Origin of the sequence: Cellulomonas sp. Leaf395, from assembly GCF_001424125.1 — a bacterium.
GTDB lineage: Bacteria > Actinomycetota > Actinomycetes > Actinomycetales > Cellulomonadaceae > Cellulomonas.
On the sequence record NZ_LMQI01000004.1, the window covers coordinates 122,085 to 148,370 of the forward strand.

The window sequence follows — 26,286 nt, forward strand, 5'->3', positions numbered from 1 at the left end:
CGCTCGCGACGGGGTCGACCGGCTGACCGGCGTCGGTCTGCGTCGTCGGGCAGGATGACGCCATGCTCGCGCCGTTCACCCTCACCGGCCGCCACGTCCGGCTGGAACCGCTCGCGCTGACCCATGTGGACGGCCTCGCGGCGGCCGCCGCGGAGGAACGGGGCAGCTACGGGTACACGTGGGTTCCCGACGGGCCCGACGAGACGCGGACCTACGTCGTGGCGGCGCTGGAGCAGGCGGCCGGCGGACGCGCGGTGCCGTTCGCGGTCCGACGCCTCTCCGACGACGCGATCGTCGGCAGCACCCGGTTCCTCGACCTCGAGGTGTTCCCGGACCCGATCTCCTGGCCGCCCGGCATCGGGACCGGCGTGGAGCCGAGCGACCAGAGCCCGCCGTCCGTCGCCGAGATCGGCAGCACCTGGTACGCGGCGTCGGCGCAGCGGACAGCGGTCAACACCGAGGCCAAGCTGCTCCTGCTGACGCACGCGTTCGAGACGTGGCGGTCGCGTCGGGTCACGCTGAAGACCGACGCGCGCAACGCGGCGTCGCGGCGGGCGATCGAGCGGATCGGCGGCCGGTTCGAGGGCGTACGCCGGGTCCACACGGTGGCGACCGACGGGGGTCTGCGGGACACGGCGTACTTCTCGATCGTCGCCGCGGAGTGGTTCGTCGTCCGCGCAGGCCTGGTCAACCGCCTGACCTGACCACCCCGCACAACGTCCGCAGACGAACGCGCCCCAGCGCTCACTTGTGCGGACGTCAGTGGGGCTGCCCTTCGGACGTCCGCACATCAATGCGCCCCAACGCTCTGTCGTGCGGACGTTGCGGCGGGGAGCTTCGGACGTCCGCGCATCGTGTCCCAGCGCTCCTTTGTGCGGACGTTGCCGCCAGGCCTAGGACTCCGCGGTCGCGGTGCGTTGCTGGCGCAGGAAGTCGCGTTCCGGGGCGGTGGTCGTCAGCGCGAGGGCGTCGTCGTAGGCCGCGGCGGCCTCCGCCCGTCGGTCCAGGCGGCGCAGGAGGTCGGCGCGGACGGCGTGGAACAGGTAGAAGCGTTCGAGCGGCAGGTCGTCGACGAGGGCCAGCCCTGCGGCCGGACCGTCCAGCTCCGCCACCGCCACCGCCCGGTTGAGCGCGACGACAGGGCTCGGTGCGATCGACATCAGCTGGTCGTACAGGATCACGATCTGCCGCCAGTCCGTCCCGGCGGGCTCGCTGTGCACCGCCTGCATCGCGGCCTGGAGCTGGTACGGACCGAGGTGGTCGCGGCGCAGGCAGCGGCGGACGAGGGTGCGGCCCTCCTCGACCTCGGCGGCGTCCCAGAGCGACCGGTCCTGGTCGTTCAGGAGCACGAGCGACCCGTCGGCCGACACCCGGGCCCCTCGGCGGGCGTCGGTGAGCAGCATGAGCGCCAGCAGGCCGAGCGCCTCGGGCTCGTCGGGCATGAGCTCGACCAGCACGCGGCCCAGCCGGATCCCCTCGGCGCACAGGTCGTCACGGGTGAGTGCGCCGGAGCCCGTGGTGAACACCAGGTAGACGACGGCGAGCACGGCACGGAGCCGGTCGGGCAGGTCGGCGTCCGACGGGACCCGGTAGGGGATGCGGGCGTCGCGGATCTTGCCCTTCGCGCGGACCAGCCGCTGCGCCATCGTCGGCTCTGGGACCAGGAACGCTCGGGCGATCTCCTCGGTGCTCAGCCCGCCGAGCATCCGGAGCGTGAGCGCCACCTGAGCCTCGACAGACAGCGCCGGGTGGCAGCACGTGAAGACGAGGCGCAGCCGGTCGTCGCGCACGGGCCCCTCCTCCACCGGGTCGTCGCGCTGGTGCAGCAGCGCCGCCTGCGCGTGCCGGTCGTCGCGGGACGCCTCCCGGCGCAGCCTGTCGATCGCCTTGCGCTTCGCGGTCGTGATGATCCAGCCGGCCGGGCTCGGGGGGACCCCCTCGGTCGGCCAGTGCTGGACAGCCGCGACGAACGCGTCCTGGACGGCTTCCTCGGCGACGTCGAGGTCACCGAAGGACCGGGCGAGGACGGCAACCGCGCGACCGTGCGCGGCGCGGAAGACCCGCGCGATCGCATCCTCGTCCGCAGCGGTCACTAGTACCGGAAGGGTCGGACCTCGATGGGGAGCCCGGTGGCGACGGCCAGCTGCCCGCCCCAGTCCATCGCTGCGTCGAGGTCGTCGACGTCGATGATCGTGAAGCCGCCCAGGTGCTCCCTGGCCTCGACGAACGGGCCGTCGGTGGTGACCACCTCGCCGTCCTTCGCGCGCAGGACCGTGGCCGTGCTCGGGTCGTGCAGCCCGCCGGCGTAGACCCAGATACCGGCGTCGCGCATGGCCTCGTCGACCGCTCCGACGGCCTGCATGATCGGTTCGAGGAACTCGGGGGCGGGCGTGGGTCCGTCGGGCTCCAGCACGCTCAGCAGGTAGTGGCTCATCGCGTCCTCCTCGGTGTGCGGCGCCGGTCCTGCGCCGGCCGCTCACCCTCTGTACGAAGGGGGAGCGGCCGGATCGACAGGGTCCGCCGACCAAACTATCGAGGCACGTAGTCGAACGTCTCCGGGTCGGGGCCGGTGCGCTCGTCGCGGTTGAGACCGGAGATGTCCGCGACGTCCATGTCGGACAGCTCGAAGTCGAAGATCGCGAAGTTCTCCTCGATCCGGCTGCGCGTCACCGACTTCGGGAACACGATGTCGCCGCGCTGGATGTGCCAGCGGAGCGTCACCTGCGCCGGCGTGCGGCCCAGCGACTCGGCGATCCGCACGATCGTCGGGTCGTCCAGCACCTTGCCCTGGGCGATGGGGCTCCACGCCTCCGTGGCGATGCCGTGCTCGGCGTCGAACGCGCGCACCTCCGCCTGCGTGAGGTAGGGGTGCACCTCGACCTGGTTCACGGCGGGCGTGATCGTGGTCTCGGCGTGGAGGCGGCGCAGGTGCTGCGGCGTGAAGTTGGAGACGCCGATGGCCTTCGCGCGGCCGGACCGGTAGAAGTCTTCCATCGCCTTCCACGTGTCGACGAAGTTGCTCACCGTCGGCAGCGGCCAGTGGATGAGGAACAGGTCGACGTACTCGAGGCCGAGCGTGTCGAGCGTCAGGTCGAACGCGATCGCTGCGTCCTCCGGGTCGTGCGCGTCGTTGTTGAGCTTGCTGGTGATGAAGACCTCGTCGCGAGCGAGCCCGGAGGCGGCGACGGCCTCCCCGACGCCCTGCTCGTTCTTGTACATCTGCGCGGTGTCGATGTGGCGGTAGCCCACCTCGAACGCCTGCAGGACCGCGTCCTTGGTCTCCGCGGGGTCGATCTGGAAGACGCCGAAGCCCAGCTGGGGGATCTGCACGCCGGTGTTCAGGGTGATGTTCGGGACTGTGCTCATGCCTCCCATTCGAACCCCTCCGGAGCATCGGCGCATGCTACCGTGCCAACTAACCAGTTGGTTGCCCCCCTCCCGAGGAGCCCTCGATGTACGTCGTCCCCGACCAGACCGGACGCACGGTCGTCGTCACCGGAGCCAACAGCGGGACCGGTCGGGAAGCCGCGGAGCGTCTCGCCGCCGCCGGCGCCCACGTCGTCCTTGCGGTCCGTAGCGCGGAGAAGGGCGAGAAGGCGCTCGCGGAGATCCTCGCGGCCCACCCCGACGCCTCCGCCGAGGTGCGGATCATCGATCTTGCAGCGCTCGCGTCCGTCCAAGCCTTCGCCGACGACCTGAGCCGCGACCTGCCGCACCTCGACACCTTGATCAACAACGCCGGCGTGATGACCCCGCCCACCCGGTTCGAGACCGAGGACGGGTTCGAGCTGCAGCTGGGCACCAACTACCTCGGCCCGTTCGCGTTGACCACCCGCCTCCTACCCCTCCTGCTCGCGGCACCCGACGGGCGGGTCACCACGATGAGCAGCGGCATGGCGAACGTGGGCCGCATCCGGTTCGACGACCTGCAGTGGACCCGCCGCCGCTACAGCCCCTCGCGGTCGTACGCGCAGTCCAAGCTGGCCGACCTCCTGCTGGCCCGACACCTCGCCCGGGTCTCGATGCAGCGCGGCTGGGCGCTGCGCAGCAACGCGGCCCACCCGGGGTTCACGCAGACCAACCTCCAGACCGCGGGCGCGTCGCTCGGCAGCGACACCGTCCACCGCGCGTCCATCGGCAAGCTGCCGTTCGTGCCGTCGCAGCTGCCCCCCGAGGGTGCCGAGCCGATGCTGTTCGCGGCCGCCGACCCGCGTGCCGTCGAGGGCGGCTACTACGGCCCGAGCGGTCGGTTCGAGCTCGTCGGCCCCACCGGTCCCGCTCGGCTCAACCGGCGCATGCGCGACGACGACGTCGCGGCCCGCCTGTGGGCGGTCGCCGAGGATCTCACCGGCACGGCCCTGCCCGCCTGATGGCCCCCGACACCCCGCGACGGATCCTCGACGCGGCCGCCGACGAGTTCGCCGAGCGCGGGCTGGCCGGCGCGCGGGTGGACCGGATCGCGGAGCGGGCCGCCGCGAACAAGCAGCGGATCTACGCCTACTTCGGCAGCAAGGACCAGCTGTTCGACCGGGTGGTCGAGGACAGGATCGAACAGCTGCTGGACGCGGTGCCGTTCGACCCGGTCGACCTGCCCGGCTACGCGGTCCGGCTCTGGGAGTTCAACATCGCGCACCCGTCGCTGGTGCGGCTCCTCCTGTGGCACGCGCTGGAGCGGCCCGGTGTGCAGCTGTCGCACTCGGTGTCCTCGCACGCCCGGAAGGTGGCCGCGCTCCGTGCTGTGCGGGCGGACGACGACTGGCCCGCGGACCGGCTGCTCGGTCAGGTGCTCGCGCTGGTGCACGGCGTCACGCTCGCCCCCGCGCCGGACCCGGACCAGGTCCGCGCGGACCTGCACCGCGCCGTCGGCCGGCTGGTGGGCTGACAGGCTCGACCGCCGCTCGGGTCGGCTCGTGGCGGGCGGCGTCGACCGTCGGTGTCGGTGGTCGGTGGAAAGGTCGTGCTCGCGCGCGTGCGCGCGTGGCACCCTGCCTGTGACCGACCTGCAAAGGAGCTCCGGCATGTCGCACCCCCTCGCTTCTCTCATCACCGGACCCGTGCTCACCCCGGACGAGGAGGGGTTCGCCGACGAGGTCGCCCCCCACAACCGCGCTGTCGTGAACAGCCCCGACGTCGTCGTCGGTGCGACGAGCACCGAGGACGTCGTGGCGGCCATGCGCTGGGCCGCCGAGCAGGGCGTGCACCTGACCGTGCTGGCCACGGGGCACGGCGCGACCACCCCCGTGACGTCCGGCGTCCTGCTGACCACCCGCCGCCTCGGCGGCGTCGAGGTGGACCCGGAAGCCAGGGTCGCGACGATCGGCGCCGGCGCCCGGTGGACCGACGTCATCCCCGCCGCCGACGCGCACGGGCTCAACCCGGTCGCCGGCTCGTCCGCCAACGTCGGCGTCGCCGGCTACCTGCTCGGCGGGGGGATCGGGCCGTTCGCCCGGAGCCATGGGTTCAGCTCCGACCGGGTGGAGTCGTTCACCGTCGTGACCGGGACGGGGGAGGTGGTCGAGGCGTCGGCCGACGAGCACCCCGACCTGTTCTGGGGGCTCCGTGGCGGCAAGGTCGGCCTCGGCGTGGTGACGCAGGTGCGGGTGCGGCTCGTCGCGATCCCCGAGCTGTACGCCGGCTCGCTCTTCTTCGACGCCGAGCACATCGAGACGGCCCTGCGCGGCTGGATCGCGTGGACGGCCACCGCGGACGCGCAGACAACCACCAGCGCGGCGATCGTCACGTTCCCCGACCTGGAGGTCGTCCCGCCGCACCTGCGTGGACGGACGGCACTGACCCTGCGGGTCGCGCGGCCCGGCGACGAGGCCGCGGGCGCGGCGGCCACCGCACCCCTGCGGGCGCTCGCGCCGACGTTCCTGGACGCGGTCGGCGTGCTGCCGGTCGCACGCGCGGCGGAGATCCACAACGAGCCCGTCCATCCCGCGCCCAGCTGGACGCGGGGGATCATGCTCAGCCACGCGGACGACGACCTCGCGACCGCCTGGCTCGGCGCGGTCGGGCCGGGGACCGATCAGCCGTTCGTGGCCGCCGAGCTGCGCCACGTCGACGGCGCCACCGGGGTGGACGTGCCCGGCGGGTCAGCCGTCGCGGGACGGACGGCGGCGTTCGTCGCCGGTGTCGTCGGCCTCGACCCGGCGCAGTTCGACACGGTGCTGCCCGCGGCGGCTGCGGCCGTCGCTGATGCGGTGGCTCCCTGGACGGCGGCGGAGCTCAACCCGAACTTCGCCGGGAGAGGGGCCGCGGTGTGGGACCCGGCGACGGCAGACCGTCTGCAGCTGCTGCGCCGGACCTACGACCCGGACGGCGTTCTCGCGTGACCGCTGTCTGGGGAGGAGTGGTGAAGGGTGCTCCGTTTTCACCCGCTCGACCGTCGGGCGGTGACACGCTCTCGGAGCGTCGCCCCCGCACCCGTAGCAGTGTGCCGTGAGCGCGACCGAGCCGTGACGTGACGAGAGGACAGCATGACGTTCGCAGGGGAACGGGCAGCATCCAGACGACGACTCCTCGGTGGTGGGATCGCTCTCGCGACCGTCGCCGCCGGTCTGGCCGCGTGCTCGGCCGAGCCGCCGGGGCCCGACACCGCGACGAAGGCGCTCGCGACAGCGCTCGCCTCCGGCGACTTCGCCAAGGCGCCGTTCGCCGGCGGCACCGGGGACACGTCGGCAGCGACCGCCGCCAGGACCGCGGCGTACGAGGGCCTCGCCCCGTGGCAGCCGGAGGTCGCCGTCGTCTCGACGACCATCGACGAGCAGGACAAGGACCTCGCCACGGTGACCCTCGGGTACACGTGGGACGTCGACGAGAGCGACGCCGACTGGACGTACGAGACGCGCGCGAAGCTCGCCCGGGACGACGAGGACGTCTGGCACGCGACGTGGTCGCCCTCGCTCCTGGCGCCCGACCTCGTCGCGGGCGAGGTCCTCACCGTGGAGCGGGCGCGGGCGGACCGCGCGAACGTGCTCGGTGCGGGCGGTGCCGTGATCGTCGAGCCACGCCTGGTCCACCGCCTCGGCATCGACAAGACGCAGATCGCCGCCCCCGAGCAGGACGCGGCCGCGCGTGAGCTCGCAGGTGCCCTCGAGATCGACCCCGAGGCGTACGCGAGCAAGGTCGCCGCGGCGGGCGAGAAGGCGTTCATCGAGGCGATCACCGTCCGTGACGGCGACCCGAACTACGACGTCGCGGCCCTCGGAGTGCTGCCCGGCGTGAACGACGTCACCGACACGGTGCCGCTCGCTCCCACCCGCCAGTTCGCCCGCCCGATCCTCGGGACGGTCGGGCCGGCCACCGCGGAGATCATCGAGAAGTCGGACGGGGCCGTCTCGGACGGCGACCTCGCGGGCCTGTCCGGGCTCCAGCGCCAGTACGACGCCCAGCTGCGCGGGCTGCCCGGCCTCACGATCACCGCGTCGCAGGCCGACGGCACGGCCCCGCGCCAGCTCTACACGGTCGAGCCCACCCCGGGCACGCCGCTCACGACGACGCTCGACGTCGGGCTGCAGAACGCGGCCGAGTCCGTGGTCGCCTCGGTCACGCCCGCCAGCGCCGTCGTCGCCATCCGGCCGTCCACCGGGGACGTGCTCGCCGCGGCCAGCGGTGCCGGCGGTGAGGGGATGTCGACAGCGACCCTGGGCCAGTTCGCGCCGGGCTCGACGTTCAAGGTCGCGTCCGCGCTGGCGCTCCTGCGGTCCGGGCTGACCGCCGACGGTGACACCACCTGCCCGGCGACGGTCACGGTCGACGGTCGGTCGTTCACCAACTTCCCCGAGTACCCGGCGGACAAGCTGGGCACCATCCCGCTGAGGACGGCCTTCGCCCACTCGTGCAACACCGCCTTCATCTCGGCACGTGACGCGGCGGACCAGGACGCGCTCATCGACGCCGCCGGGTCGCTCGGCCTCGACCCCCATGCCTCGCTCGGGTTCCCCGCGTTCCTCGGGGACGTCCCCGGTGACTCGGACGGCACCGACCATGCCGCGTCGATGATCGGGCAGGGACGCGTCCTGGCGTCACCGCTCGGCATGGCGACCGTGGCCGCGTCGGTGGCCCGCGGCGAGACCGTGGTTCCGCGTCTCGTGGTCACGGCGGACGATGCGGCGACACAGGAGCCGACCGACGACGACACCGCGTCCAGCGGAGAGCCGACCGACGCCCCCCGACCGATCGTCCCGCTGACCGCGGACGAGGCCGCGACGCTGCACCAGCTGATGCGGGGCGTGGTGACGGAGGGTGGCGCGACGTTCCTGCTGGACGTCCCGGGCGACGAGGTGGCTGCCAAGACGGGCACCGCGCAGTTCGGCGAGGCCGACAACCTGCAGAACCACGTGTGGATGATCGCGATCCAGGGTGACCTGGCCGTCGCGGTGTTCGTCGACGTCGGCGAGTACGGGTCGACCACCGCCGGGCCGCTGCTGGAGGAGTTCCTGCTGGCGGCGCAGGGCTGACGCGGTGGTCAGAGGGCCACGGTCCGGGCGTCCTCGTTCGTGAACGTGTCCAGCTCGACCAGCAGGAACGCGCCCACGACGAAGATCACGGCGCCGGTCAGCGCTTGGAGGAGATCCACGAACGGCACGAGCGCGCCCTGCGAGCCGCCGGCTCCAAACCCGCCGGCTCCCGCGACGAGAAGCATCGTCGGGTACAGGCCGTTCCCGAAGACGGCGCCGCCGCCTACCCAGGCAAGGGTGACCGGCACCCAGGTGGCTCGCTGCGGCGGGCGACGGTAGACCAGGGCAAGAAGACCCACGGCAGCGGCGATCGCGAACAGCGCTGTCCCCGCGTCTGCCAACGCCTCGGCGACCCCTCGGGCCCCGATGAGACGCGGCGACAGGCCCGACGTCGAACCCAGCGCCCAGGACGACCGTGCGAGCACCACGACCGCGAGCATTCCGGTGATCAGCCACACGAACAGGATCAGCACCGACTGGTACGGACCCGTCGGGTGATCGGTGATGCGGCTCCTGAACACCCGCGGCCACCGATCGCGGGCTTAGAGGACGAACGACGCGGTGATGCCGATGGCCTGCGCGCCGAAGCTGCCGTAGACCAGGGGGCCGACCCACGGGGCGAGCGACCCGTCGCCCACAGCGGAGGAACCGGTCAGCGCCGCGACCGCCACGACCGACCCGGTGAAGATGAACGGAGCCAGCAGGCCGATCCCCACCCACGTGGGGGCGAGGACCAGCCACGCAGGTGCGCGGAGGCCCCACGAATGAGTGAAGGCCAGGATGATCACGATCGCGACGACCTCCATCGCGGCCGTGACCACGTTCCCGCCCCGGACCACGGCGGCACCCAGCGGTGAGACGGTGCTGATCCCGACGGTCGAGCCCGCGATCCAGAAGAGCTTGAGCGTGAAGTACGGCAGGATCGCGGCGATGGCGAGGTACCCCACGACCAGCCGGGCTCGGCCGGTCCGCCGCGGCGGGGCGGCGGCCGTGACCGCTGCGAGCGCGCCGGTTGCTTCCATCGATCGCACATCCCCCATCGTTGAACCGTATGAGGCGCGTGAAGTCTTTTGTCCAGCGGCGTCGCGGTCCACCGAGGAGCCGCAGGCGAGTCGTGAGGGCGTCGTCGTGAGAGCGTCGGAGTCATGAGTGACGACGACACCCGGACGCAGTACGACCGCATGGTCGCGGGCGACTGGTACGAGGCCGACGCCGAGATCCACGCCTTGACGAGTGCCGCGCAGGCCCGCGCGGAGCGGTTCGCGCAGGCGGTGCGCGACGGCGACGACGACGCCGTCGACCGGCTGCGGGAGCTGCTCGGCTCGCTCGGCGACGGCTCGTGGATCCGCCCGCCGCTCTACGTCGACCTCGGGGTGCACCTGCACGTCGGTGCGCGGTCGTTCGTGAACTTCGGTCTGGTGGCGCTCGACGTCGCGCACATCCGCATCGGTGACGACACGAAGATCGGCCCGAACGTGCAGCTGCTGACGCCGATCCACCCGGTGGACCCGGAGCCGCGCCGCAACAAGCTCGAGGCTGCCAAGCCGATCACCATCGGCGACAACGTCTGGCTCGGTGGCGGTGTGATCGTCTGTCCGGGGGTGACCATCGGGAACAACACGGTGGTCGGCGCCGGGGCGGTCGTCACCAAGGACCTGCCCGCCAACGTGGTCGCGGTCGGCAACCCGGCCCGCGTGATCAAGGAGATCTGATGGCAGAGCTGAGGACGGAGCGCGCCGTCGGCGTCATGCTCCCGCGGGACCTGCCCGCCCACCAGTTCCGGACGTACGCGCAGCGCGCCGAGACGCTCGGGTTCGACGAGCTCTGGGTGGTCGAGGACTGCTTCTTCCGCGGGGGTGTCGCGCAGGCGGCCGCCGCGCTCGCGATGACCGAGCGGATCCGCCTCGGCATCGGCATCCTGCCCGCCGCGGTGCGAAACGCGGCGTTCACGGCGATGGAGGTCGCGACGCTCGCGGAGCTGTTCCCCGGCCGGATCGACGTGGGCATCGGGCACGGGATGCCCGGCTGGATGCGGCAGGTCGACGCGTGGCCGGCCAGCCAGCTGACGATGCTCGGCGAGCACCTCGACGCGGTGCGGGCGATCCTGACTGGGGCGTCCACCAGCGTCGAGGGCCGATACGTGACGCTCGACGGCGTCGAGCTGAACACGCCGCCGAGCAGCGTCCCGCGGATCCTGGCGGGGGTCCGGGGACCGAGGTCGCTCGCGCTCGCGGGCCGGTCCGCCGACGGCACGATCCTCGCCGAGCCGGTCACGCCGGAGTACGTCGCAGAGGCGCTCCGGCACATCGCGCCGACGCGGGAGCACCGGATCGTCGCGTACTGCGTCGCGGTGGTCGACGACGACGCCTCAAGCGCCCGCGACGCTGCCCGGCCCGCGCTGGAGTGGATCGGCGACCCGGACTGGGACGTGCACATCGCGCCGTTGCCGTTCGCCGACGAGTTCCGCGCGCTGCGCGCCGGGGCGGCGAGCCGTGCGGACTTCGCCGCGAGGATGCCCGACGCGTGGGTCGACCAGCTCGCCGTCGTCGGCACCGTCGAGGGCGCTCGCGCGCGCATCGGGCAGCTGCACGACGCGGGCGTCACGACGGCGGTCCTGATGCCGGTCGGCCCGGACCCGCTGGACGCGCTGGAGGACCTGGCGCGGGTGCTCTAGAAAGACACCCGGCCGGACCCGCCTGGCAGGATGCCGCCATGGTCAGCGCAGTCCGACTCATCCGATCGTCCCAGCTCAGCGACGTCGCGCAGTACGCGTACGCGGCCACCGCCGACAAGGATTCCCGGCTCATCTTCCTCGCCGGCGCGTGCCCGCTCGAGGACGACGGGTCCACGGCGGCAGTCGGCGACTATGCCGGTCAAGCCGCCCGGTGCATCGAGACGCTCACCCTGGCGCTCGACGCCGCCGGGGCGACGATCGAGGACGTGATCAGCACACGCGTGCTCGTCGCGTCCTCGCGGCAGCCGGACCTCGTCGCCGCGTGGAACGTCGTCCGGGACGCGTTCGGCGACCACGACGTCCCGAGCACCCTGCTCGGCGTCACCGTGCTCGGCTACGCCGATCAGCTCGTCGAGATCGAGGCTGTGGCCGCCGTCGTCGACTGAGCCTCGGTCACGCGACCGTCGGCTGGAGATCGAGCAGGTCCGCGATCTGCGAGGCCACGGCCGAGGGCGGCCGGTCGTCGTTGCTGACGACGAGGTCCTCCAGGCCGGCGGCGACGAGCAGGACGGCGAGGACGTCGGTCCGGGCCAGGTGCCAGTCCCGCTCCGGGCCCGGCGGGTGCCGGGCGACCAGGCGGGCGTGCCGGGTGGCCGTCGGTGCGTCGATCCGGACCACCCGCATGGGCTCGCCGAGCGCGTCCGCGTAGGCGTCGCGCTGCGCGGCGGTCTCGATGACGCGCGGCAGGATCAGCACCTCGAGCCCGGCATCGCGCCAGTGCTGACGCATCGCACGGAGGTGGGCGACGACCATGCGCTCGTTGAAGGGGTCGTCGGGCGGCGCGGACGTCTCGTTGGCGATGGCGTCCACGTCGAGCTCACCGGCGGCGAGCCCGCGGACGAGCAGTGCGTCGCGCAGGGCGACCGCGAGCGTCGACTTGCCTGCACCGACGGTTCCTGAGAGCGCGATGACCTGCATGCCGCCCATCCTGCCGCCCATCCTGCCGTGTAAAGAACTCTTGACACGATGTCTGGTTCGTCATACCTTCGCCATGTCAATGTTTCTTTACACAGGAGACCTCCGATGGGCGCCCACACCGAGACTCGCACCATGCAGGCGATCGTCCAGCGCGCGTACGGCTCGCCGGAGGTGCTCACCTACGGGACGGTCCCGAGGCCGGCACCGAAGGCCGACGAGGTGCTGATCGCCGTGCGCGCCTCGTCGCTCAACTTCGCCGACGTCGCCATGGTCACCGGCCGGCCGGCCCTGATCCGGGCCGTCTCCGGGCTGCGCAAGCCCAAGCACCCGGTGCCCGGCAAGGACGTCGCCGGTGTCGTCGAGGCGGTCGGCGCGGAGGTGACCGACCTCCGGCCCGGCGACGAGGTGTTCGGGGAGGCCGTGGCGGGCGTGTGGGCGCAGTACGTGTGCGTCCCGGCGACGCTGGTCGCGCCCAAGCCTGCGAACCTGACCTTCGAGCAGGCCGCCACCCTCCCGCTCGCGGCGGGTACGGCGCTCGACTGCGTCGCCGGGGTCCAGCCCGGGCAGAAGGTGCTGGTCAACGGCGCGTCCGGTGGGGTCGGCTCGTTCTCGGTCCAGGTGGCCAAGGCGCTCGGCGCCGAGGTGACCGGGGTGTGCAGCGGGCGAAACGTGGAGCTGGTGCGCGGGGTCGGGGTGGATCACGTCGTCGACTACGAGCGCTCCGACTTCACCAGCGACGGCACCCGGTACGACCTGATCATCGACCTCGTCGGCAACCGGAGCCTCGCGGCCTATCGGCGGGCGCTGGCCCCGCAGGGCACGCTCCACCTGTCCGGTGGCGGCGGAGGTCGGATCATCGGTCCGCTGGCCCGGCTCGCGCAGGCGCTCGTCGTGAACCTGTTCGTCGGGCAGCACCTGCGGCCCGTCCTGGCGACCCCGAGCCGCGGGAAGCTCGACCGGCTGCGCGAGCTCGCCGAGGCCGGTTCGCTCACCCCGGCGATCGAGCGGACCTACCCTCTGAGCGACGCTCCCGAAGCGATGCGTCGCCTTCAGGAAGAGCACGCCCGGGGCAAGACCGTCCTCACCGTCGCGCAGGAGAGCTGATGTCGTACGAAGAGCGGAACATCTGGGTGTTCCTCGTCGTCGCGGTGACCTTCTACACGGCGTACGTCGTGGTGGTGCTGAGCCGGGCGCGGGACGTACCGCTGACCGAGGTGGACTACGCCGCCCCGCTGCTCTGGTCCATCGGCGGCGCGATCGTCGCGGGGATCGTCGGCAGCATCGGTGTCGGGCTGGCCAACCGGCGCGACGGCCACCTGACGGACCAGCGGGACAAGGAGATCAACCGCCTCGGCGAGCGCACAGGCAACTCGTTCGTCGTGATCGGCAGCCTCGCCGCCATGGTCCTCGCCCTGCTGGAGGCGGACTGGTTCTGGATCGCGAACGTCGTGTACCTCTGCTTCGTCCTCTCGGCGATCCTCGGCTCCGTCACCAAGCTCGTCGCCTACCGACGGGACTTCTCCACGTGGTGAAGCCCACGCAGGTCACCAACTCCATCCGCACTCTCCGGTTCACCCACGACGAGATGACGCAGGCCGAGCTCGCGCAGCGCATCGGCGTCACCCGTCAGACGGTCATCGCGATCGAGCAGGGGCGCTACTCCCCGTCGCTCGAGATGGCCTTCCAGATCGCCCGCGTGTTCGACGTCCCGCTCGACGACGTCTTCCAGTACCCGGGCTGATCGCACAGCACGCCGCACGGGGCCGCGAGGTCTCGCGATCCGTCATGCCCTCGAGAGGACTGTCCGATGAACGCACGCCTGGCTGGACTGCTGTACCTCGTCGTCGCCGTCTGCGGTGGCTTCGCCGAGCTGTTCGCACGGTCGACGGTGAAGGCGTCCGACGACGTCGCCGAAGCCCTCCGCGACGGTGCGGAGCTCATGACGGTCGCGTTCGCCGCCGACCTCGTCGCCTACACGTGCTTCCTGCTCGTCGGCATCGCCCTCTACGCGCTGCTCAAGGACGTGCACCGCCCCGCCGCGGTCGCGATGCTCACCATGAACGCGGTCAGCGTGGCGATCCAGAGCCTCAACCTGGTCAACCACGCAGGCGCCGGGCTCGCGGCACAGCGGGGGGCCGACGAGCTCGCCGTGCTGTTCCTCGACCTGCACGGCGTCGGGTACCTGGTCGCGCAGGTCTTCTTCGGCGGGTGGCTGATCCCGCTCGGCTACCTGGTGGTCCGGTCGGGCATGATGCCGCGCGTGCTCGGGTACGCGCTCGTGGTCGGTGGCGTCGGGTACCTGCTCGGCCTCGTCGTCGAGCTCACTGCCTCCTCCGCGGACGCCGCCGCCCTGGTTCTGGGCCTGCTGGGCGGGGTCTCCGAGATCGCGTTACTGCTGTGGCTCCTGGTCAAGGGGGTGCGCGCGCCCGTCCGCGAGGAGGTCGCACCGGCGTTCGCCGTGGCCCGATGACACGGCTCGACCGCCCACGGGCTCGTGGGCGGTCGAGTGGGCTGGCGCTCAGCTGATCTTGCGGCGGTACGTGCGCATCGCGAAGACGTAGGCGACGACGAGGATGCCGACGCACCAGGCCAACGCCACCCAGATGTCGTTGCCCACCGGCTGCCCGGCGAACAGGTCCTGGATCGTGTTGACGATCGAGGTGACCGGCTGGTTCTCCGCGAACCAGCGCACCGGACCCGACATGGTCTCGGTGGGGACGAAGGCCGAGCTGATGAACGGCAGGAAGATCAGCGGGTAGGAGAACCCCGCGGCGCCGTCGACGGACTTCGCCGAGAGGCCGGCGATGACGGCGACCCAGGTGAGGGCCAGGGTGAACAGGGTCAGGATCCCGGCGACGGCGAGCCACGCCCCGATCCCGGCCGAGGTGCGGAACCCCATGAGCAGGCCCACCGCCACGATGATCACGATCGTGATCCCGTTGGACGCCAGCGAGGTGAGCACGTGCGCCCACAGCACGGACGGCCGGGAGATCGGCATCGAGTGGAACCGCTCGAAGATGCCGCTCTGCAGGTCGGTGAACAGCCGGACGGCCGTGTAGGCGATGCCCGACGCGATCGCGATCAGCAGGATGCCCGGCAGCAGGTAGTTGACGTAGTTGTCGGTGCCTGCCTGGATCGCGCCGCCGAACACGTAGACGAACAGCAGCATGAGGGCGATCGGCGTGACCGCGGTCGTGATGATCGTGTCCGCGCTGCGGGTGATGTGACGCAGCGAGCGACCGGTCAGATCGGCGGTGTCGCTGACGAAGTGGGTGGTGGTCATGACAGGTCCTCGCTCAGCTCGTTGGTGCTTCCGGTGCCGACGAGCGCGAGGAAGATCTCCTCCAGCGTCGGCTGCTTCTCGACGTACTCGACGGTCGCCGGGGGGAGCAGCTTCTTGAGCTCCCCGAGGGTGCCGTTGGCGATGATGCGGCCGTGGTGCAGGATCGCGATCCGGTCGGCCAGCTGCTCGGCCTCGTCCAGGTACTGCGTGGTGAGCAGGACGGTCGTCCCCTGTGCAGCCAGCTCCTTGATGACCTGCCACACCTCGAGGCGCGCCTCGGGGTCGAGGCCGGTGGTCGGTTCGTCGAGGAAGAGCACCTTCGGCTGCCCGATGAGGCTCATCGCGATGTCGAGCCGACGACGCATGCCACCGGAGTACGTCGCCACCTTGCGCGAGCCCGCCTCGGTGAGGCTGAAGCGCGCGAGGAGGTCGTCGGCGATCTGGTCGGTGTTCTTCAGGTGCCTCAGCCTGGCCACCAGCACGAGGTTCTCCTTGCCGGAGAGGATCTCGTCGACCGCGGCGAACTGCCCGGTCAGGCTGATGGACTCCCGGACCTGGAACGCGGCGGTCGCGACGTCGGACCCGGCGACGATGGCCGTGCCGGCGTCCTGCTTGAGCAGTGTCGACAGGATCCGGATCATCGTGGTCTTGCCGGCCCCGTTCGAGCCGAGGAGGGCGAAGATGCTGCCCGGTGCGACCTCGAAGTCGACGCCGCGCAGGACGTGCAGCTCCTTGTAGGACTTCTCGATGCCCTGCACGCGGATGGCAGGTGCGGTGATGGTTGACATGGTCGTGCTCCTCTTCTCGGCTCTCACCGAGCGCGCTGGACGGTGATGTTGCCCGACTGGGTGCGGGCGCGGACGGCCACGGACTGCTCGGACTCGTCGGGGGCGCGGTCGCCCTCGAGCTGGTTGCGGACGTGGCCGCTCCTCGAGGACAGGTCGAGCCAGGCGGGAACGCCGTCCCGCACGCCGAGGGTGATCTGGCCGTAGCCGCTCTCGACCTGGATGGAGCCGCTCGAGATCTCGTGCAGCTGGATGCTGCCGTAGGAGGTCTTCGTCGTGACCGAGCCGAGGGCCCTCGTGATCTCCAGGTCGCCGTAGGAGAGCCTGGCGTCGAGGTCGCCGCCGGACTCCCCGACCTGGACGGACCCGTGCGACGCCTTGAGGACCGCGTCGCCGGTGACCGTGCCGACCCGGATCTGCCCGTGGTCGGCGGTGATCTCCAGGGAGCCGTCCACCGTGCCGACGGTCGCGTTGCCGTGTCCGGCGCGCAGCCACAGGTCGCCGGTCGAGTCGACGTCGACGGGGCCCATCGCGCACTTGATGCGGGTGGCGCCGAGCCGTCCGACGGTGTGCACACCGCCGAGCGAGCCGTCGGCGGTGAGCCTCGAGCCGGCCGGCAGCTCGACGCGCACGTCGACGGACTCGGTCGGGCCGATGATGCTGAAGCGGGGCTTCGGGCCCGTGACGGTGAGGCGCTGGCCGTCGAACTCGACCTTCGTCTCCTCCGCGCCCCGGCGGTCGACCGCCTTCGCCGGGTTGGTCGGCGACACGGTCACGACGGTGTCGGTGCGGTCGCCGGCGACGACCTCGATCTCGCCCACCGGCAGGTGGATGGCGAGGTCGATCGGGGTGGGCGTGGGGTACGTGGGCATGCTGACGCCTGCCTTCCTTCTGGGTGTGTTCGTCCGGCCCCGCGGGTCCGCGTGGCTGGTGGGTGTGCTCGGGTGGGCGGGTTAGCGCGCCCAGCCGGCGAAGCTGTCGCCGGTGCGCAGCGTGCGCTGTGCGGATCGTCGTTGCTTGGGCTGGAGTGCGGCGGCGACCGCCCGCACCAGCCACGTGTTGACGGACAGTCCGTCCGCGATGGCGGCCTCGTCGACCTTCGCCTTGAGGGCGTCCGGCAGGCGGAGCGTGGTGCGCGAGGTGCTGACGTCGTCGAAGTCCACCGAGGTGGCGGGCTCGTCGTCGCTGTCGGACTCGGTGCTCGCCTGGGAGACGACGAACTCGATCTCACGGCCGCGCAGTCGCAGGTCGACCGAGCCGGGTGCCAGGTCGCGGGTGATCTCCCCGGCTGCGGCCGAGAGGACGTCGAGCAGCACGAGTCGCGCCGCGGAGTCGAGGCCGGCGACGAGCCGTTCGGCGACGGCGCGGGTGTCGTCGGTGCCGTTCTCCGCGGATTCCAGCAGCTGACGCTGCAGGTCGTTGACGTACTGTCCCAGGTCCATGGCACCAGCATGACACCACTGTGGTGTCAGGTCAAGTAATTGTGGTGTCAGATTCGCGCAAAGTGGTGTCAGGCACCGGAAGCGCAGGTCAGACGGGCGTGGTCGACCACCGGCTGCTCGCCGTCGGCAGCGAGGGCGTGGTCGCGTTCGGGACGGGTCGAGGCTGGGCCACCGCTCAGGACGGCCAGGTCGTCGCGTGCCGCGAGGTTGGTGCAGCGACGGCCCGACATCTCGGACCTGACGTGATGGGATGTGAGGATGAAGCAGCCCGTCTACGCACCGGGTCAGCCCGGATGGATCCGCGATCTCGGTCGCACAGGCCTGCAGGTCTCGGCCGTCTGTCTCGGCGGTGGACCGCTCGGCAGCATGCCCGCGCTCTTCGGTCGCGACGTCTCCGCCGACGAGGGCGTCGCCACGGTCCTTGCCGCACTCGACAGCCCGATCCGGTTCATCGACACGTCCAACGGCTACAGCGACGGTGAGAGCGAGCGTCGCATCGGCGCCGCGCTCGTGGAGGCGGGCGGGGTGCCCGAGGGCGTCGTCATCGCGACGAAGGTCGACCCGGCGGGACGCGACTACTCCGCCGACCGCGTGCGCGCGTCCGTCGCGGAGAGTCGCGAGCGCCTCGGCATGGACCACCTGCCCCTGGTGCACCTGCACGACCCGGAGTCGTTCGACTTCGAGGAGATGTCCGCGCCGGGCGGCCCGGTCGAGGCGCTCGTCCGGTTGAAGGAGGAAGGGCAGGTCGGCGCGATCGGCCTGGCCGGCGGGCGGGTGCAGGAGATCGCGAAGTACCTGGACCTGGGCGTCTTCGACGTCCTGCTCGTGCACAACCGCTGGACGCTCGTGGACCGCACCGCGGGCCCGCTCCTGGAGGAGGCCGTCCGGCAGGACATGGGGATCCTCAACGCCGCGGTCTACGGCGGCGGGATCCTGGCGTTCCAGTCCGGCGGGCCGACGAGCTACGGCTACCGACCGGCACCGCCCGAGACGCTCCAGGCGGTCGAGGCGATGCGTCGGGTGTGCTCCGACTTCCACACCGACCTCGGCTCCGCGGCGCTGCAGTTCTCGCTGCGGGACGAGCGGATCGCATCGACTGTCGTCGGCATGAGCCGCCCAGGCCGCGTCGCCCGCACGCTCGACCTGGCCTCGGAACCGCTGCCGGACGCCCTGTGGCCGGCCCTGGAGGCGCTCGTCCCACCGCCGCACGTCTGGCTCGACGCCGACTGACGTCCCGGGTGTCGCGGCACCCCGACCGCGGAGCCCTCGGTCGGCGCGCTCGGCCGCTGCCGGGATAGCGTCGTGGGATGAGTCGTGTCGTGGTCACGGGTGGGTCGGGCAAGCTCGGGCGGGCGGTCGTGGAGGACCTGGCGACGCACGGGTATGACGTCGTCAACGTCGACACGGCTCTGCCACCGCCCGGTCAGAAGGCGGTGTTCAGCCAAGTCGACCTCACCGATCTGGGCCAGGTCACCGAGGCACTGACCGGGATCGACGACCGGTACGACGGCGTCGACGCGGTGGTCCACCTCGCGGCGATCCCCGCGCCGGGCCTGCGCCCGAGCGGCGCGACGTTCGCCAACAACGTCGTGGCCACCCACCACGTGTTCAGCGCCGCGCGCCGGGCGGGCATCAAGAACGTCGTCTGGGCGTCCAGCGAGACCGTCCTCGGGCTGCCGTTCGAGACACCCCCGCCGTACGTCCCCGTCGACGAGGAGTACGCCGTCCGCCCGGAGAGCACCTACTCGCTGGGCAAGGCGGTCGAGGAGGAGATGGCCAAGCACTTCACACGCTGGGACCCCGAGCTCAAGCTCGTCGGGCTGCGGTTCTCCAACGTCATGGACGTCGCCGACTACGCCGCGTTCCCGTCGTTCGCCGCCGACCCGCGCAGCCGCATCTGGAACCTCTGGGGGTACATCGACGCCCGCGACGGCGCCCTGGCGGTCCGGCTCGCGCTCGAGAGCGACCTGCGCGGGTTCGAGGCGTTCATCGTCGCGTCGCCGGACACCGTGCTGGAGCGACCGTCGGCCGAGCTCGTCGCCGAGTACTTCCCCGACGTCCCGGTCACCCGGCCGATCGAGGGCCGCGAGACGCTGCTGTCCATCGACAAGGCCCGCCGCCTGCTCGGCTACGACCCGCAGCACACCTGGCGCGACGAGGTCTGAGGCGCGCAGCCTTCACCGTTCGAGACCCCAGCGGTCTCCGCGGCCTCGACGCCGCGTTCATAGTGAGCGCAGGAGCGACCGTAGGGTCCCCGAGTGGCGCCATTCAACGGCCATGTCACCCGGTACCGGCGGTATCAGCAAGGGCTCCCGGCGTCCTTCTTGGGCACACCTCGATCCCAGGAGCCCACGATGAGCACCGCCGCCCCGTTCGCCTTTCTGGTCCACCCGCGCGCGCGGATCGGGGAGGACCTGGCCCGCGTCTGGCGTCCGCTCGGTCGGGTGCCGGAGGGCTGGATCGACTCTGCGGTGCGTCGCCTGCCGCTCCCGTCGTACGCGATGGCTCGGGTGCACCTGGACTCGGCGCCCGTCGGGCACGTCGTGCTCGTCCCGTTCGGGGCCAAGCACCTGCTGTCCGAGCCGCACGAGGGCCGGGCGCGCGTCGGTCGGGCGATCGACCACGCGGTCCGGCTCGGCGCGGGCGTCGTCGGGCTCGGGGCGCTCACCGCGACGGTCACGGCCGGCGGCGCGACACTGCGCAAGCGCTCGGACATCGGCGTCACCAACGGCAACGCGTACACGGCGGCCATCGTCGAGGACCAGCTGATGGCCCTGCTCACCGACCTGACGGACCGTCGCGTGGCCGTCGTCGGAGCCACCGGGTCCGTGGGGACCACGCTGGTCCGCCTGCTCGCGCGGTCGGGCGCCGTCGACTCTCTGCTCCTCGTCGCGCGCGGGGTGCCCAAGCTCGCCGCGCTCGCCGCCGAGGTGGGCCGCCGGGTGCCGACGACCACGTCGACGGACATGTACGACGTGCGTGGCTGCGACGCGGTGGTCCTGCTGACGGCGTCGGCCGACGCGCTGCTGGGCGCCGAGCACCTGGCGCCGGGCGCGCGGGTGCTGGACGCGACCCAGCCTCGCAACACGTCACCGGACCTCGCGGCAGCACGCCCCGACGTCACGGTGGTCGACGGTGGCGTGGTCCAGGTCCCCGGCATGCACCTGCGCGGCGGTGACATCGGCCTGCCGCGCGGGCAGGCGTACGCGTGCTTCGCGGAGACGTTCCTGCTCGGGCTGGCCGGGCACGTCGGACACTTCTCGACGGGCGTGCCGACCCTCGACCACGTGTCGCACATCCGGGGCCTGGCCGACCGGTTCGCGCAGCACGGGTTCGCGGCGGCCGCACCGGCGAGCTTCGGCCGGCCGCTCGTGGGTGTGCTGGCGGGTGCCCGGTGAAGCGCGTGGTCCTGCTCGGCGGCGGCTACGTCACTCTGCACGCCTACGGGGCGCTGGTCCGCCGGCTGCGCGGCGAGCTGCGCCGGGGCGAGATCGAGATCGTCGTGATCAGCGCCGACACGGTGCACAACTTCCACGGGTTCACCGGCGAGGTCGTCGCGGGACTGCTCCCGATCGCGCTGACCCAGACGCCGCTGACCGAGGCGATGCCGCGGGCCCGGGTGCTGCACGCGCGGGTCACGCGCGTCGACCTGGTCGCTCGGCGGGTCCACTTCACCGACGACGAGCTCGCCTACGACGCGCTCGTCGTCGGCACCGGAGGGCGCGAACCGCTCGACGCGGTCGACGGGCTCGCGGGGCGCGGGCTCACTCTGCGCGGACCGGGCGACCTGGCCGACCTGCTCCAGCGGGTGCAGGTGCTGGACGGTCCCGTGGTGGTCGTCGGCGGCGGGCTCGCGGGGGTCGAGCTCGCCGCCGCGCTCGCGGCCCGCGCCGCGCCGGTGGTGCTGGTCCAGTCGGCGGACCGGGTGGTGCCCGCGCTGCACACGGAGCAGCCGCGGCTGGCGGCCCGCTGCACCGCCGAGCTCGGACGGCTCGGGGTCGACGTCCGCACCGGGGTGCGGGTGGCCGCGGTCGACGACGGGTCGGTGACCCTCTCCGACGGATCCGTCGTCCGCACGCACGTCGTCCTGGCCACCACCGGTCAGCGCGCCGTCGCTCTGGCCGGCCTGGAGTCCCTCCCGCGCGACGACCGCGGTCGGCTGGTGACCACCCGCGACCTGCTCGTCGCGCCCGACGTCTGGTCCGCGGGCGACGCGGCCTGTGTCGCGCACCCGCGCAGCGGCCTGCCCGTCACGGCCAACGCGCTGTGGGCGATCAAGGCCGGTGACCACGTGGGCCGCAACGTCGCTCGCGCGCTCCGGGGACGGTCGGGCACGCCGTTCCGGTACCTCGGGCTGGGCCAGGCGGCCTCGTTCGGGGTCGGCCGCGGCGTCGCGGACCTGTACGGGTTCCCGCTGACCGGCTGGGTCGCGTGGCTGATGCGGGTCGGGTTCTTCCTGCGGTTCATGCCGTCGCGTTCCCGAGCGTTGCGTGTCCCGGGGGAGCTCGCCCGCCGGTCCCGGGCCGGTGGGCCGCCGACGAGCCTGCAGACCGCCGTGCCTCGGTGAGACGTCAGGTCCACTTCGTCCGTCCGCCGTGACAGGGTGGGGCTGGACAGGGCGGAGGCGGCATGACGGACACGAACGAGACGACGTTCCTCGCGCCCGAGGAGCCCGTCGACCTCGACAACTGCGCACGCGAGCCCATCCACGTGCCGGGGAGCATCCAGCCGCGCGGCGTCCTGCTCGCGGTCACGGAACCGGACCTGGTGGTGGTGCACACCTCGCAGAACGTCTCTCAGATCGTCGGCTTACCCGTGGACGACGTGCTGGGCCACGACCTGCAGCACGCGCTCGGCCCCGACGCGGCGAACGCGATCGAGCACCACGTGCGGACGTGGGGGAACCTGCGCGCCCGCAACCCGCTGCTGGTCGAGGTCGCCGGTGTCGAGCACGACGTCGTCCTGCACCGCGTCCTGCGCGGGGACAGCACGCTGCTGGTCGTCGAGCTGGAGCCGTCGTCGGGACCTCGCCCGTTCTCCTTCCCGAACACCTACCAGGCGGTGCGCGGCGCGGTCGAGCAGCTGAACCACGCGCACGACCTGGCGCAGCTCTACGAGATCACCGCGCGCGAGGTGCGGGCGCTGACCGGCTTCGACCGCGTGATGATCTACCGCTTCGACGACGAGTACAACGGAGAGGTCGTCGCGGAGGCCAAGCGCCCCGACCTGAACCCGTTCCTGGGGCTGCACTACCCGGCGTCCGACATCCCGCCGCAGGCCCGCGCGCTGTACGAGCAGAACTGGGTGCGGCTCATCTCCGACGTCGGCTACACGCCGTCGCGGATCGTGCCGGGTCTCGACGATGACACCGGCGAGCCGCTCGACCTCACGCACTCGATCCTGCGCAGCGTCTCGCCCGTGCACCTGGAGTACCTGGGCAACATGGGCGTCGCCGCGTCGATGTCGATCTCGCTGCTGCGCGACGGTCGGCTCTGGGGCCTGATCGCCTGCCACCACTACTCGGGTCCGCACGATCCGCCGTACGGGGTGCGTGCCGCCGCGGAGTTCCTCGGGTCCAGCCTCTCCCTGCGCCTGGTCGCCCGCGTCGAGGAGGACGAGCTCGAGGCCCGGCTCCGTGCGGCGGGGACCCTGTCGCGACTGCTCACCGCCGGCCGCGACCACGACCGCGCGCTGGCGACCTCGCTGGTCACCGGCACGTCCGTGCTCGACCTGGTCCCGGCGCAGGGCGCGATCGTCTCCGCGGACGGCGTCGTCGACTCCGTCGGCGACGTGCCGGCCGACCCCACCGCGCTGCTCGCGTGGGTGGCGGACCAGGACGCGGACGTGATCGTGCGCGGCGCCCTCGCCCAGGAGGAGCCTGCGCTCGCGGCGGCCGTGCCTGGCGCGGCCGGCCTGCTGGCGCTGCGGTTGCCCGAGGGTCAGGCCGTCGTGTGGCTCCGGCACGAGGCGGTGCAGAACGTCGACTGGGGCGGGGACCCGCACAACAAGGCGATCGCCAAGCGTGAGGGTGACGGCGTCCGGCTCAGTCCCCGCAAGTCGTTCGCGGCGTGGCGGGAGACCGTGCGCGGCCGGTGCGAGCCCTGGTCCGGACGCGAGGTGCGCTCGGCGGAGGAGCTGCGCGCGCGGCTGCTGGAGGCGCTGCTGCAACGGTCGCGGCTCCAGATCCGTACGGCGGAGACCGTGCAGCGCAGCCTGCTGCCCGCGTCCCTGCCGGATCCGGTCGGCTGGGCGGTGCACGCGCGCTACGAGCCCGCCGCGGGCGGTCGGGTGGGCGGCGACTGGTACGACGCGCTCGAGCTTCCCGACGGTCGGTTGGCCGTCGTCGTCGGTGACGTGGCCGGTCACGGGCTGTCCGCCGCGGCGGCGATGGGGCAGATCCGCAACGCCCTGCGTGCCTACCTGCTGCGGGGCGACTCCCCGGCCCAGACCCTGGCCTCGCTCGACCACGCGGTCCGATGGACGATGCCGTTCGAGATGGCGACCGTCGTCGTCGCCCTGGTGGACCTGGCGACGGGCGACGTGACGCTGTCTGCCGCCGGGCACCCGCGCCCGCTCCTGCTCGAAGCCGGCGGAGCGGCGGTTCTTCTCGACGCGCTGGTGGACCGGCCGCTCGGTGCCGGGTCGGGCGAGCCGCCGACGACCACGCTCACGCTCCCCCCGGGCGGCGGGCTCGTGCTCTACAGCGACGGACTGGTCGACTCGCGCCAGACCTCGCTGCGCGACGGGCTGCGGCGGCTGCTCGCGCAGTTCGACCACGACGACGGGCGGGCGGTCGACATCGACGCCGTGCTGCGCGAGTGCCGCGATCCCGCGTCGGTGGACGACGTGACGCTGCTCCTGCTGTGCCGGGACCGCTAGCCGCTCCCGCTCAGGTACCGTCCACCCCGTGACGCTCCGACGGACCCTGGCCCGCGCCTACTGGCGCCTCAGCCGCTGGACCCTGCAGACCGAGCGGGTGCCGGTCGACGGGGCGGGGCTGCTGATCGGGGCGCCCCACACGTCGAACTGGGACTTCATCTTCATGCTGGCCATCTCCGGCGAGGCCGACCTGCCGATCCGCTGGCTCGGCAAGCACCAGCTGTTCAAGGGCCCTGCCGGGCCGATCATGCGAGCCCTGGGCGGCATCCCGGTCGACCGACGCAACCCGGCGGGCCTGGTCGACGAGATCGTGGCGCGCATCCAGGGCGGTGACCGGTTCTACCTCGTCGTCACGCCCGAGGGCAGCCGCAGCGGCTCCGGCTGGAAGTCGGGGTTCTACCGGATCGCCCGCGCGACCGACCTGCCGGTGACCCTCGGCTACGTCGACCGGACGACGATGACCGCCGGTCTCGGTCCCACGCTGACGCTCACCGGCGACGTCGCCGCCGACATGGACGTCGTGCGCGCGTTCTACGCGGACAAGTCCGGGTTCGCGCCCTCCCGCCGGACGGAGCCGCGCCTCCGGGAGGAGCTCCCGGAGGCGGGGCTGCCGACGGCGGACTGAGTCAGACCAGCGAGCGGAAGAACGCGTCCACGTCGCTGACCAGGACGTCGGTCGCCTCGTGCGCGGCGTAGTGGCCGGGGGTGTCGTACACGTTCCAGCGCACGATGTTCGCGTGGTCGCGGCGCGCGAACCGACGGATCCCCGGGAAGTCGTTGCTCGAGCCGGCCAGCGCCGTGGGCGTCGTGGTGGGGCCCGTCGGCCGCTCGGTGGAGCCGGCCATCTCCTTGTAGAAGCGGATCGACGAGCCCGCGGTCTGCGTGAACCAGTAGACCGCCGCGTTCGCGACGACGAACTCGTCGTCCAACCCCACCATCAGCTGACCGTTCCAGCCGAGCAGCCCGGTCGGGGAGTCCGCGAGCGCGTGCGCGAGGGTCTGCGGCTGCTGCGACTGCAGCACGTTGAACGCACCCAGCGACTCCCAGAACCACTGCAGCTTGGCCATCGCCGCCTGCTCCTCCGCGGTGAGGTCGGCCAGCTCCGCGGGGTCGCCCGACGGGAACGAGAACAGCTGCGTGACGTGCACGCCGATCACGTGCGGGTCGATCCGGCCGAGCTCGGGGGAGATCATCGAGCCGGCGTCGTTGCCCACGGCGCCGTACCGCTCGTAGCCGAGGCGGGCCATGAGCTCCTTCCAGGCGCGCGCGGTCCGCGGGATGTCCCACCCGCGGTCCGTCGTCGGCCCGGAGAACCCGTACCCCGGCAGCGACGGGATCACCAGGTCGTAGCCGGCGGCGGCGAGGGGCTCGATGACGTCCAGGTACTCCACGACCGAGCCGGGCCAGCCGTGCGTGAGGATCAGCGCGACGGGCTCGGCCGCGCCGGAGCGGACGTGCAGGAAGTGGATGGTCTGCCCGTCGATCTCGGTGGTGAACTGCGGGTACGCGTTCAGCCGAGCCTCGAGCGCGCGCCAGTCGAACGTCGTGCGCCAGTGCTCGGCCCACGCCTTCACCTGGCTGAGCGCGACGCCGTACTCGCTGCCGGAGCCGGGGATCTCGTCGGTCCAGCGCGTGCGGGCGAGCCGGGCCTGCAGGTCGTCGAGGTCGGCCTGCGGGACGTCGACACGGAAGGGGTGGATCGTGCTCATGGCTGCCTCCTGTGGTGGAACGGAACATATCGTTCCGTCTGCACACCAGACTAGCGGAACGAAACATTCCGTTC

General features: G+C 72.2%; 29 protein-coding genes. 18 read left to right on the plus strand and 11 right to left on the minus strand.

The genetic code is table 11. The features are described 5' to 3' along the window. Positions 1-62 precede the first annotated feature (62 nt). Entirely contained in the window at positions 63-704 is a 642-nt protein-coding gene (locus ASG23_RS11840) for a GNAT family N-acetyltransferase (RefSeq protein WP_056024986.1), read from the plus strand. A gap of 189 nt (positions 705-893) precedes the next feature. Here the strand turns inward: ASG23_RS11840 and ASG23_RS11845 are convergent, their stop codons facing one another. From ASG23_RS11845 to ASG23_RS11855, 3 genes are all read right to left on the minus strand, one after another. After that, positions 894-2,093 carry an RNA polymerase sigma factor gene (locus ASG23_RS11845; RefSeq protein WP_056024989.1) on the minus strand — a complete coding sequence of 400 codons (1,200 nt, stop codon included), beginning with the start codon at positions 2,091-2,093 and terminating at the stop codon, positions 894-896. Then, a complete protein-coding gene (locus ASG23_RS11850) occupies positions 2,093-2,434 on the minus strand; it encodes a YciI family protein (protein ID WP_056024992.1) in 342 nt (113 codons plus the stop codon). Before ASG23_RS11850 ends, ASG23_RS11845 begins: the two co-directional genes overlap by 1 nt. A gap of 95 nt (positions 2,435-2,529) precedes the next feature. Next, positions 2,530-3,366, minus strand: a complete 837-nt coding sequence (locus ASG23_RS11855; protein WP_056024995.1) for an aldo/keto reductase — start codon at positions 3,364-3,366, stop codon at positions 2,530-2,532. An 86-nt stretch (positions 3,367-3,452) separates the two neighbouring features. Between ASG23_RS11855 and ASG23_RS11860 the strand changes: the two genes are divergently transcribed. The 4 genes from ASG23_RS11860 (at position 3,453) to ASG23_RS11875 (ending at position 8,462) form a co-directional block, all read left to right on the plus strand. Continuing rightward, positions 3,453-4,370, plus strand: a complete 918-nt coding sequence (locus ASG23_RS11860; RefSeq protein WP_056024998.1) for an SDR family oxidoreductase — start codon at positions 3,453-3,455, stop codon at positions 4,368-4,370. Further along, entirely contained in the window at positions 4,370-4,882 is a 513-nt protein-coding gene (locus tag ASG23_RS11865; protein ID WP_056025001.1) for a TetR/AcrR family transcriptional regulator, read from the plus strand. Before ASG23_RS11860 ends, ASG23_RS11865 begins: the two co-directional genes overlap by 1 nt. Before the next feature lie 136 nt (positions 4,883-5,018). Further along, on the plus strand, positions 5,019-6,335 hold the full coding sequence (locus tag ASG23_RS11870) for an FAD-binding oxidoreductase (RefSeq protein ID WP_056025006.1): 1,317 nt from the start codon (positions 5,019-5,021) through the stop codon (positions 6,333-6,335). Positions 6,336-6,479: 144 nt separating this feature from the next. Beyond that, complete coding sequence (locus ASG23_RS11875) at positions 6,480-8,462, plus strand: penicillin-binding transpeptidase domain-containing protein (RefSeq protein ID WP_082516137.1); 1,983 nt, start codon at positions 6,480-6,482, stop codon at positions 8,460-8,462. A gap of 8 nt (positions 8,463-8,470) precedes the next feature. Here ASG23_RS11875 and ASG23_RS11880 read toward each other — a convergent pair whose 3' ends face one another. Next, on the minus strand, positions 8,471-8,983 hold the full coding sequence (locus ASG23_RS11880) for a hypothetical protein (RefSeq protein WP_056025009.1): 513 nt from the start codon (positions 8,981-8,983) through the stop codon (positions 8,471-8,473). Between the two features lie 21 nt (positions 8,984-9,004). Then, positions 9,005-9,502: a hypothetical protein gene (locus ASG23_RS11885; RefSeq protein ID WP_157465631.1), complete on the minus strand. Its 498-nt coding sequence runs from the start codon at positions 9,500-9,502 to the stop codon at positions 9,005-9,007. Between the two features lie 105 nt (positions 9,503-9,607). Here ASG23_RS11885 and ASG23_RS11890 point away from each other — a divergent pair, with 105 nt between their 5' ends. Genes ASG23_RS11890 through ASG23_RS11900 form a run of 3 tightly spaced genes read left to right on the plus strand, consistent with a single transcriptional unit; the run spans position 9,608 to position 11,582 of the window. Next, positions 9,608-10,174: a sugar O-acetyltransferase gene (locus tag ASG23_RS11890; RefSeq protein ID WP_056025015.1), complete on the plus strand. Its 567-nt coding sequence runs from the start codon at positions 9,608-9,610 to the stop codon at positions 10,172-10,174. Continuing rightward, positions 10,174-11,136: an LLM class flavin-dependent oxidoreductase gene (locus tag ASG23_RS11895; RefSeq protein WP_056025018.1), complete on the plus strand. Its 963-nt coding sequence runs from the start codon at positions 10,174-10,176 to the stop codon at positions 11,134-11,136. Before ASG23_RS11890 ends, ASG23_RS11895 begins: the two co-directional genes overlap by 1 nt. A 38-nt stretch (positions 11,137-11,174) precedes the next feature. Further along, positions 11,175-11,582 carry a RidA family protein gene (locus tag ASG23_RS11900; protein WP_056025021.1) on the plus strand — a complete coding sequence of 136 codons (408 nt, stop codon included), beginning with the start codon at positions 11,175-11,177 and terminating at the stop codon, positions 11,580-11,582. A 7-nt stretch (positions 11,583-11,589) separates the two neighbouring features. Here ASG23_RS11900 and ASG23_RS11905 read toward each other — a convergent pair whose 3' ends face one another. Further along, the gene (locus tag ASG23_RS11905; protein ID WP_162242690.1) at positions 11,590-12,114 is read right to left on the minus strand and encodes an adenylyl-sulfate kinase; all 525 of its coding nucleotides are present in this window, start codon (positions 12,112-12,114) and stop codon (positions 11,590-11,592) included. A 105-nt stretch (positions 12,115-12,219) separates the two neighbouring features. On the opposite strand from ASG23_RS11905, the gene ASG23_RS11910 reads away from it, so the two are divergent. The 4 genes from ASG23_RS11910 (at position 12,220) to ASG23_RS11925 (ending at position 14,584) form a co-directional block, all read left to right on the plus strand. Next, positions 12,220-13,218, plus strand: coding sequence for an NAD(P)-dependent alcohol dehydrogenase (locus tag ASG23_RS11910; RefSeq protein WP_235521045.1), 999 nt, complete (start codon positions 12,220-12,222; stop codon positions 13,216-13,218). Further along, complete coding sequence (locus tag ASG23_RS11915) at positions 13,218-13,646, plus strand: hypothetical protein (protein ID WP_056025027.1); 429 nt, start codon at positions 13,218-13,220, stop codon at positions 13,644-13,646. Before ASG23_RS11910 ends, ASG23_RS11915 begins: the two co-directional genes overlap by 1 nt. Beyond that, positions 13,640-13,855: a helix-turn-helix transcriptional regulator gene (locus ASG23_RS11920; protein ID WP_056025031.1), complete on the plus strand. Its 216-nt coding sequence runs from the start codon at positions 13,640-13,642 to the stop codon at positions 13,853-13,855. The genes ASG23_RS11915 and ASG23_RS11920 overlap by 7 nt, the downstream gene beginning before the upstream one ends. 66 nt (positions 13,856-13,921) lie before the next feature. Next, entirely contained in the window at positions 13,922-14,584 is a 663-nt protein-coding gene (locus ASG23_RS11925; RefSeq protein ID WP_056025034.1) for a DUF4386 domain-containing protein, read from the plus strand. 48 nt (positions 14,585-14,632) lie between these two features. On the opposite strand, the gene ASG23_RS11930 is transcribed toward ASG23_RS11925, so the two are convergent. From ASG23_RS11930 to ASG23_RS11945, 4 genes are all read right to left on the minus strand, one after another. Further along, positions 14,633-15,397 (minus strand): ABC transporter permease, encoded by a 765-nt coding sequence (locus ASG23_RS11930; protein ID WP_056025037.1) that lies wholly within the window; start codon positions 15,395-15,397, stop codon positions 14,633-14,635. Beyond that, on the minus strand, positions 15,394-16,185 hold the full coding sequence (locus ASG23_RS11935) for an ABC transporter ATP-binding protein (RefSeq protein WP_200941588.1): 792 nt from the start codon (positions 16,183-16,185) through the stop codon (positions 15,394-15,396). Before ASG23_RS11935 ends, ASG23_RS11930 begins: the two co-directional genes overlap by 4 nt. 23 nt (positions 16,186-16,208) lie before the next feature. Next, positions 16,209-17,054 (minus strand): DUF4097 family beta strand repeat-containing protein, encoded by an 846-nt coding sequence (locus ASG23_RS11940; RefSeq protein ID WP_056025040.1) that lies wholly within the window; start codon positions 17,052-17,054, stop codon positions 16,209-16,211. Between the two features lie 81 nt (positions 17,055-17,135). Continuing rightward, complete coding sequence (locus ASG23_RS11945; protein WP_056025044.1) at positions 17,136-17,624, minus strand: hypothetical protein; 489 nt, start codon at positions 17,622-17,624, stop codon at positions 17,136-17,138. A 258-nt stretch (positions 17,625-17,882) separates the two neighbouring features. Here ASG23_RS11945 and ASG23_RS11950 point away from each other — a divergent pair, with 258 nt between their 5' ends. From ASG23_RS11950 to ASG23_RS11975, 6 genes are all read left to right on the plus strand, one after another. Then, positions 17,883-18,854, plus strand: a complete 972-nt coding sequence (locus ASG23_RS11950; protein WP_056025047.1) for an aldo/keto reductase — start codon at positions 17,883-17,885, stop codon at positions 18,852-18,854. Positions 18,855-18,931: 77 nt separating this feature from the next. After that, positions 18,932-19,789: an NAD-dependent epimerase/dehydratase family protein gene (locus tag ASG23_RS11955; protein ID WP_056025050.1), complete on the plus strand. Its 858-nt coding sequence runs from the start codon at positions 18,932-18,934 to the stop codon at positions 19,787-19,789. Positions 19,790-19,978: 189 nt separating this feature from the next. Continuing rightward, complete coding sequence (locus ASG23_RS11960; protein WP_056025053.1) at positions 19,979-21,022, plus strand: semialdehyde dehydrogenase; 1,044 nt, start codon at positions 19,979-19,981, stop codon at positions 21,020-21,022. Then, positions 21,019-22,191, plus strand: a complete 1,173-nt coding sequence (locus ASG23_RS11965; protein ID WP_056025056.1) for an NAD(P)/FAD-dependent oxidoreductase — start codon at positions 21,019-21,021, stop codon at positions 22,189-22,191. Before ASG23_RS11960 ends, ASG23_RS11965 begins: the two co-directional genes overlap by 4 nt. Positions 22,192-22,253: 62 nt before the next feature. Continuing rightward, the gene (locus ASG23_RS11970) at positions 22,254-24,503 is read left to right on the plus strand and encodes a SpoIIE family protein phosphatase (RefSeq protein WP_056025060.1); all 2,250 of its coding nucleotides are present in this window, start codon (positions 22,254-22,256) and stop codon (positions 24,501-24,503) included. 28 nt (positions 24,504-24,531) lie between these two features. Then, the gene (locus ASG23_RS11975; RefSeq protein ID WP_056025064.1) at positions 24,532-25,128 is read left to right on the plus strand and encodes a 1-acyl-sn-glycerol-3-phosphate acyltransferase; all 597 of its coding nucleotides are present in this window, start codon (positions 24,532-24,534) and stop codon (positions 25,126-25,128) included. Position 25,129: 1 nt separating this feature from the next. Here the strand turns inward: ASG23_RS11975 and ASG23_RS11980 are convergent, their stop codons facing one another. Further along, on the minus strand, positions 25,130-26,212 hold the full coding sequence (locus tag ASG23_RS11980; protein ID WP_056025066.1) for an epoxide hydrolase family protein: 1,083 nt from the start codon (positions 26,210-26,212) through the stop codon (positions 25,130-25,132). Positions 26,213-26,286: the final 74 nt, after the last annotated feature.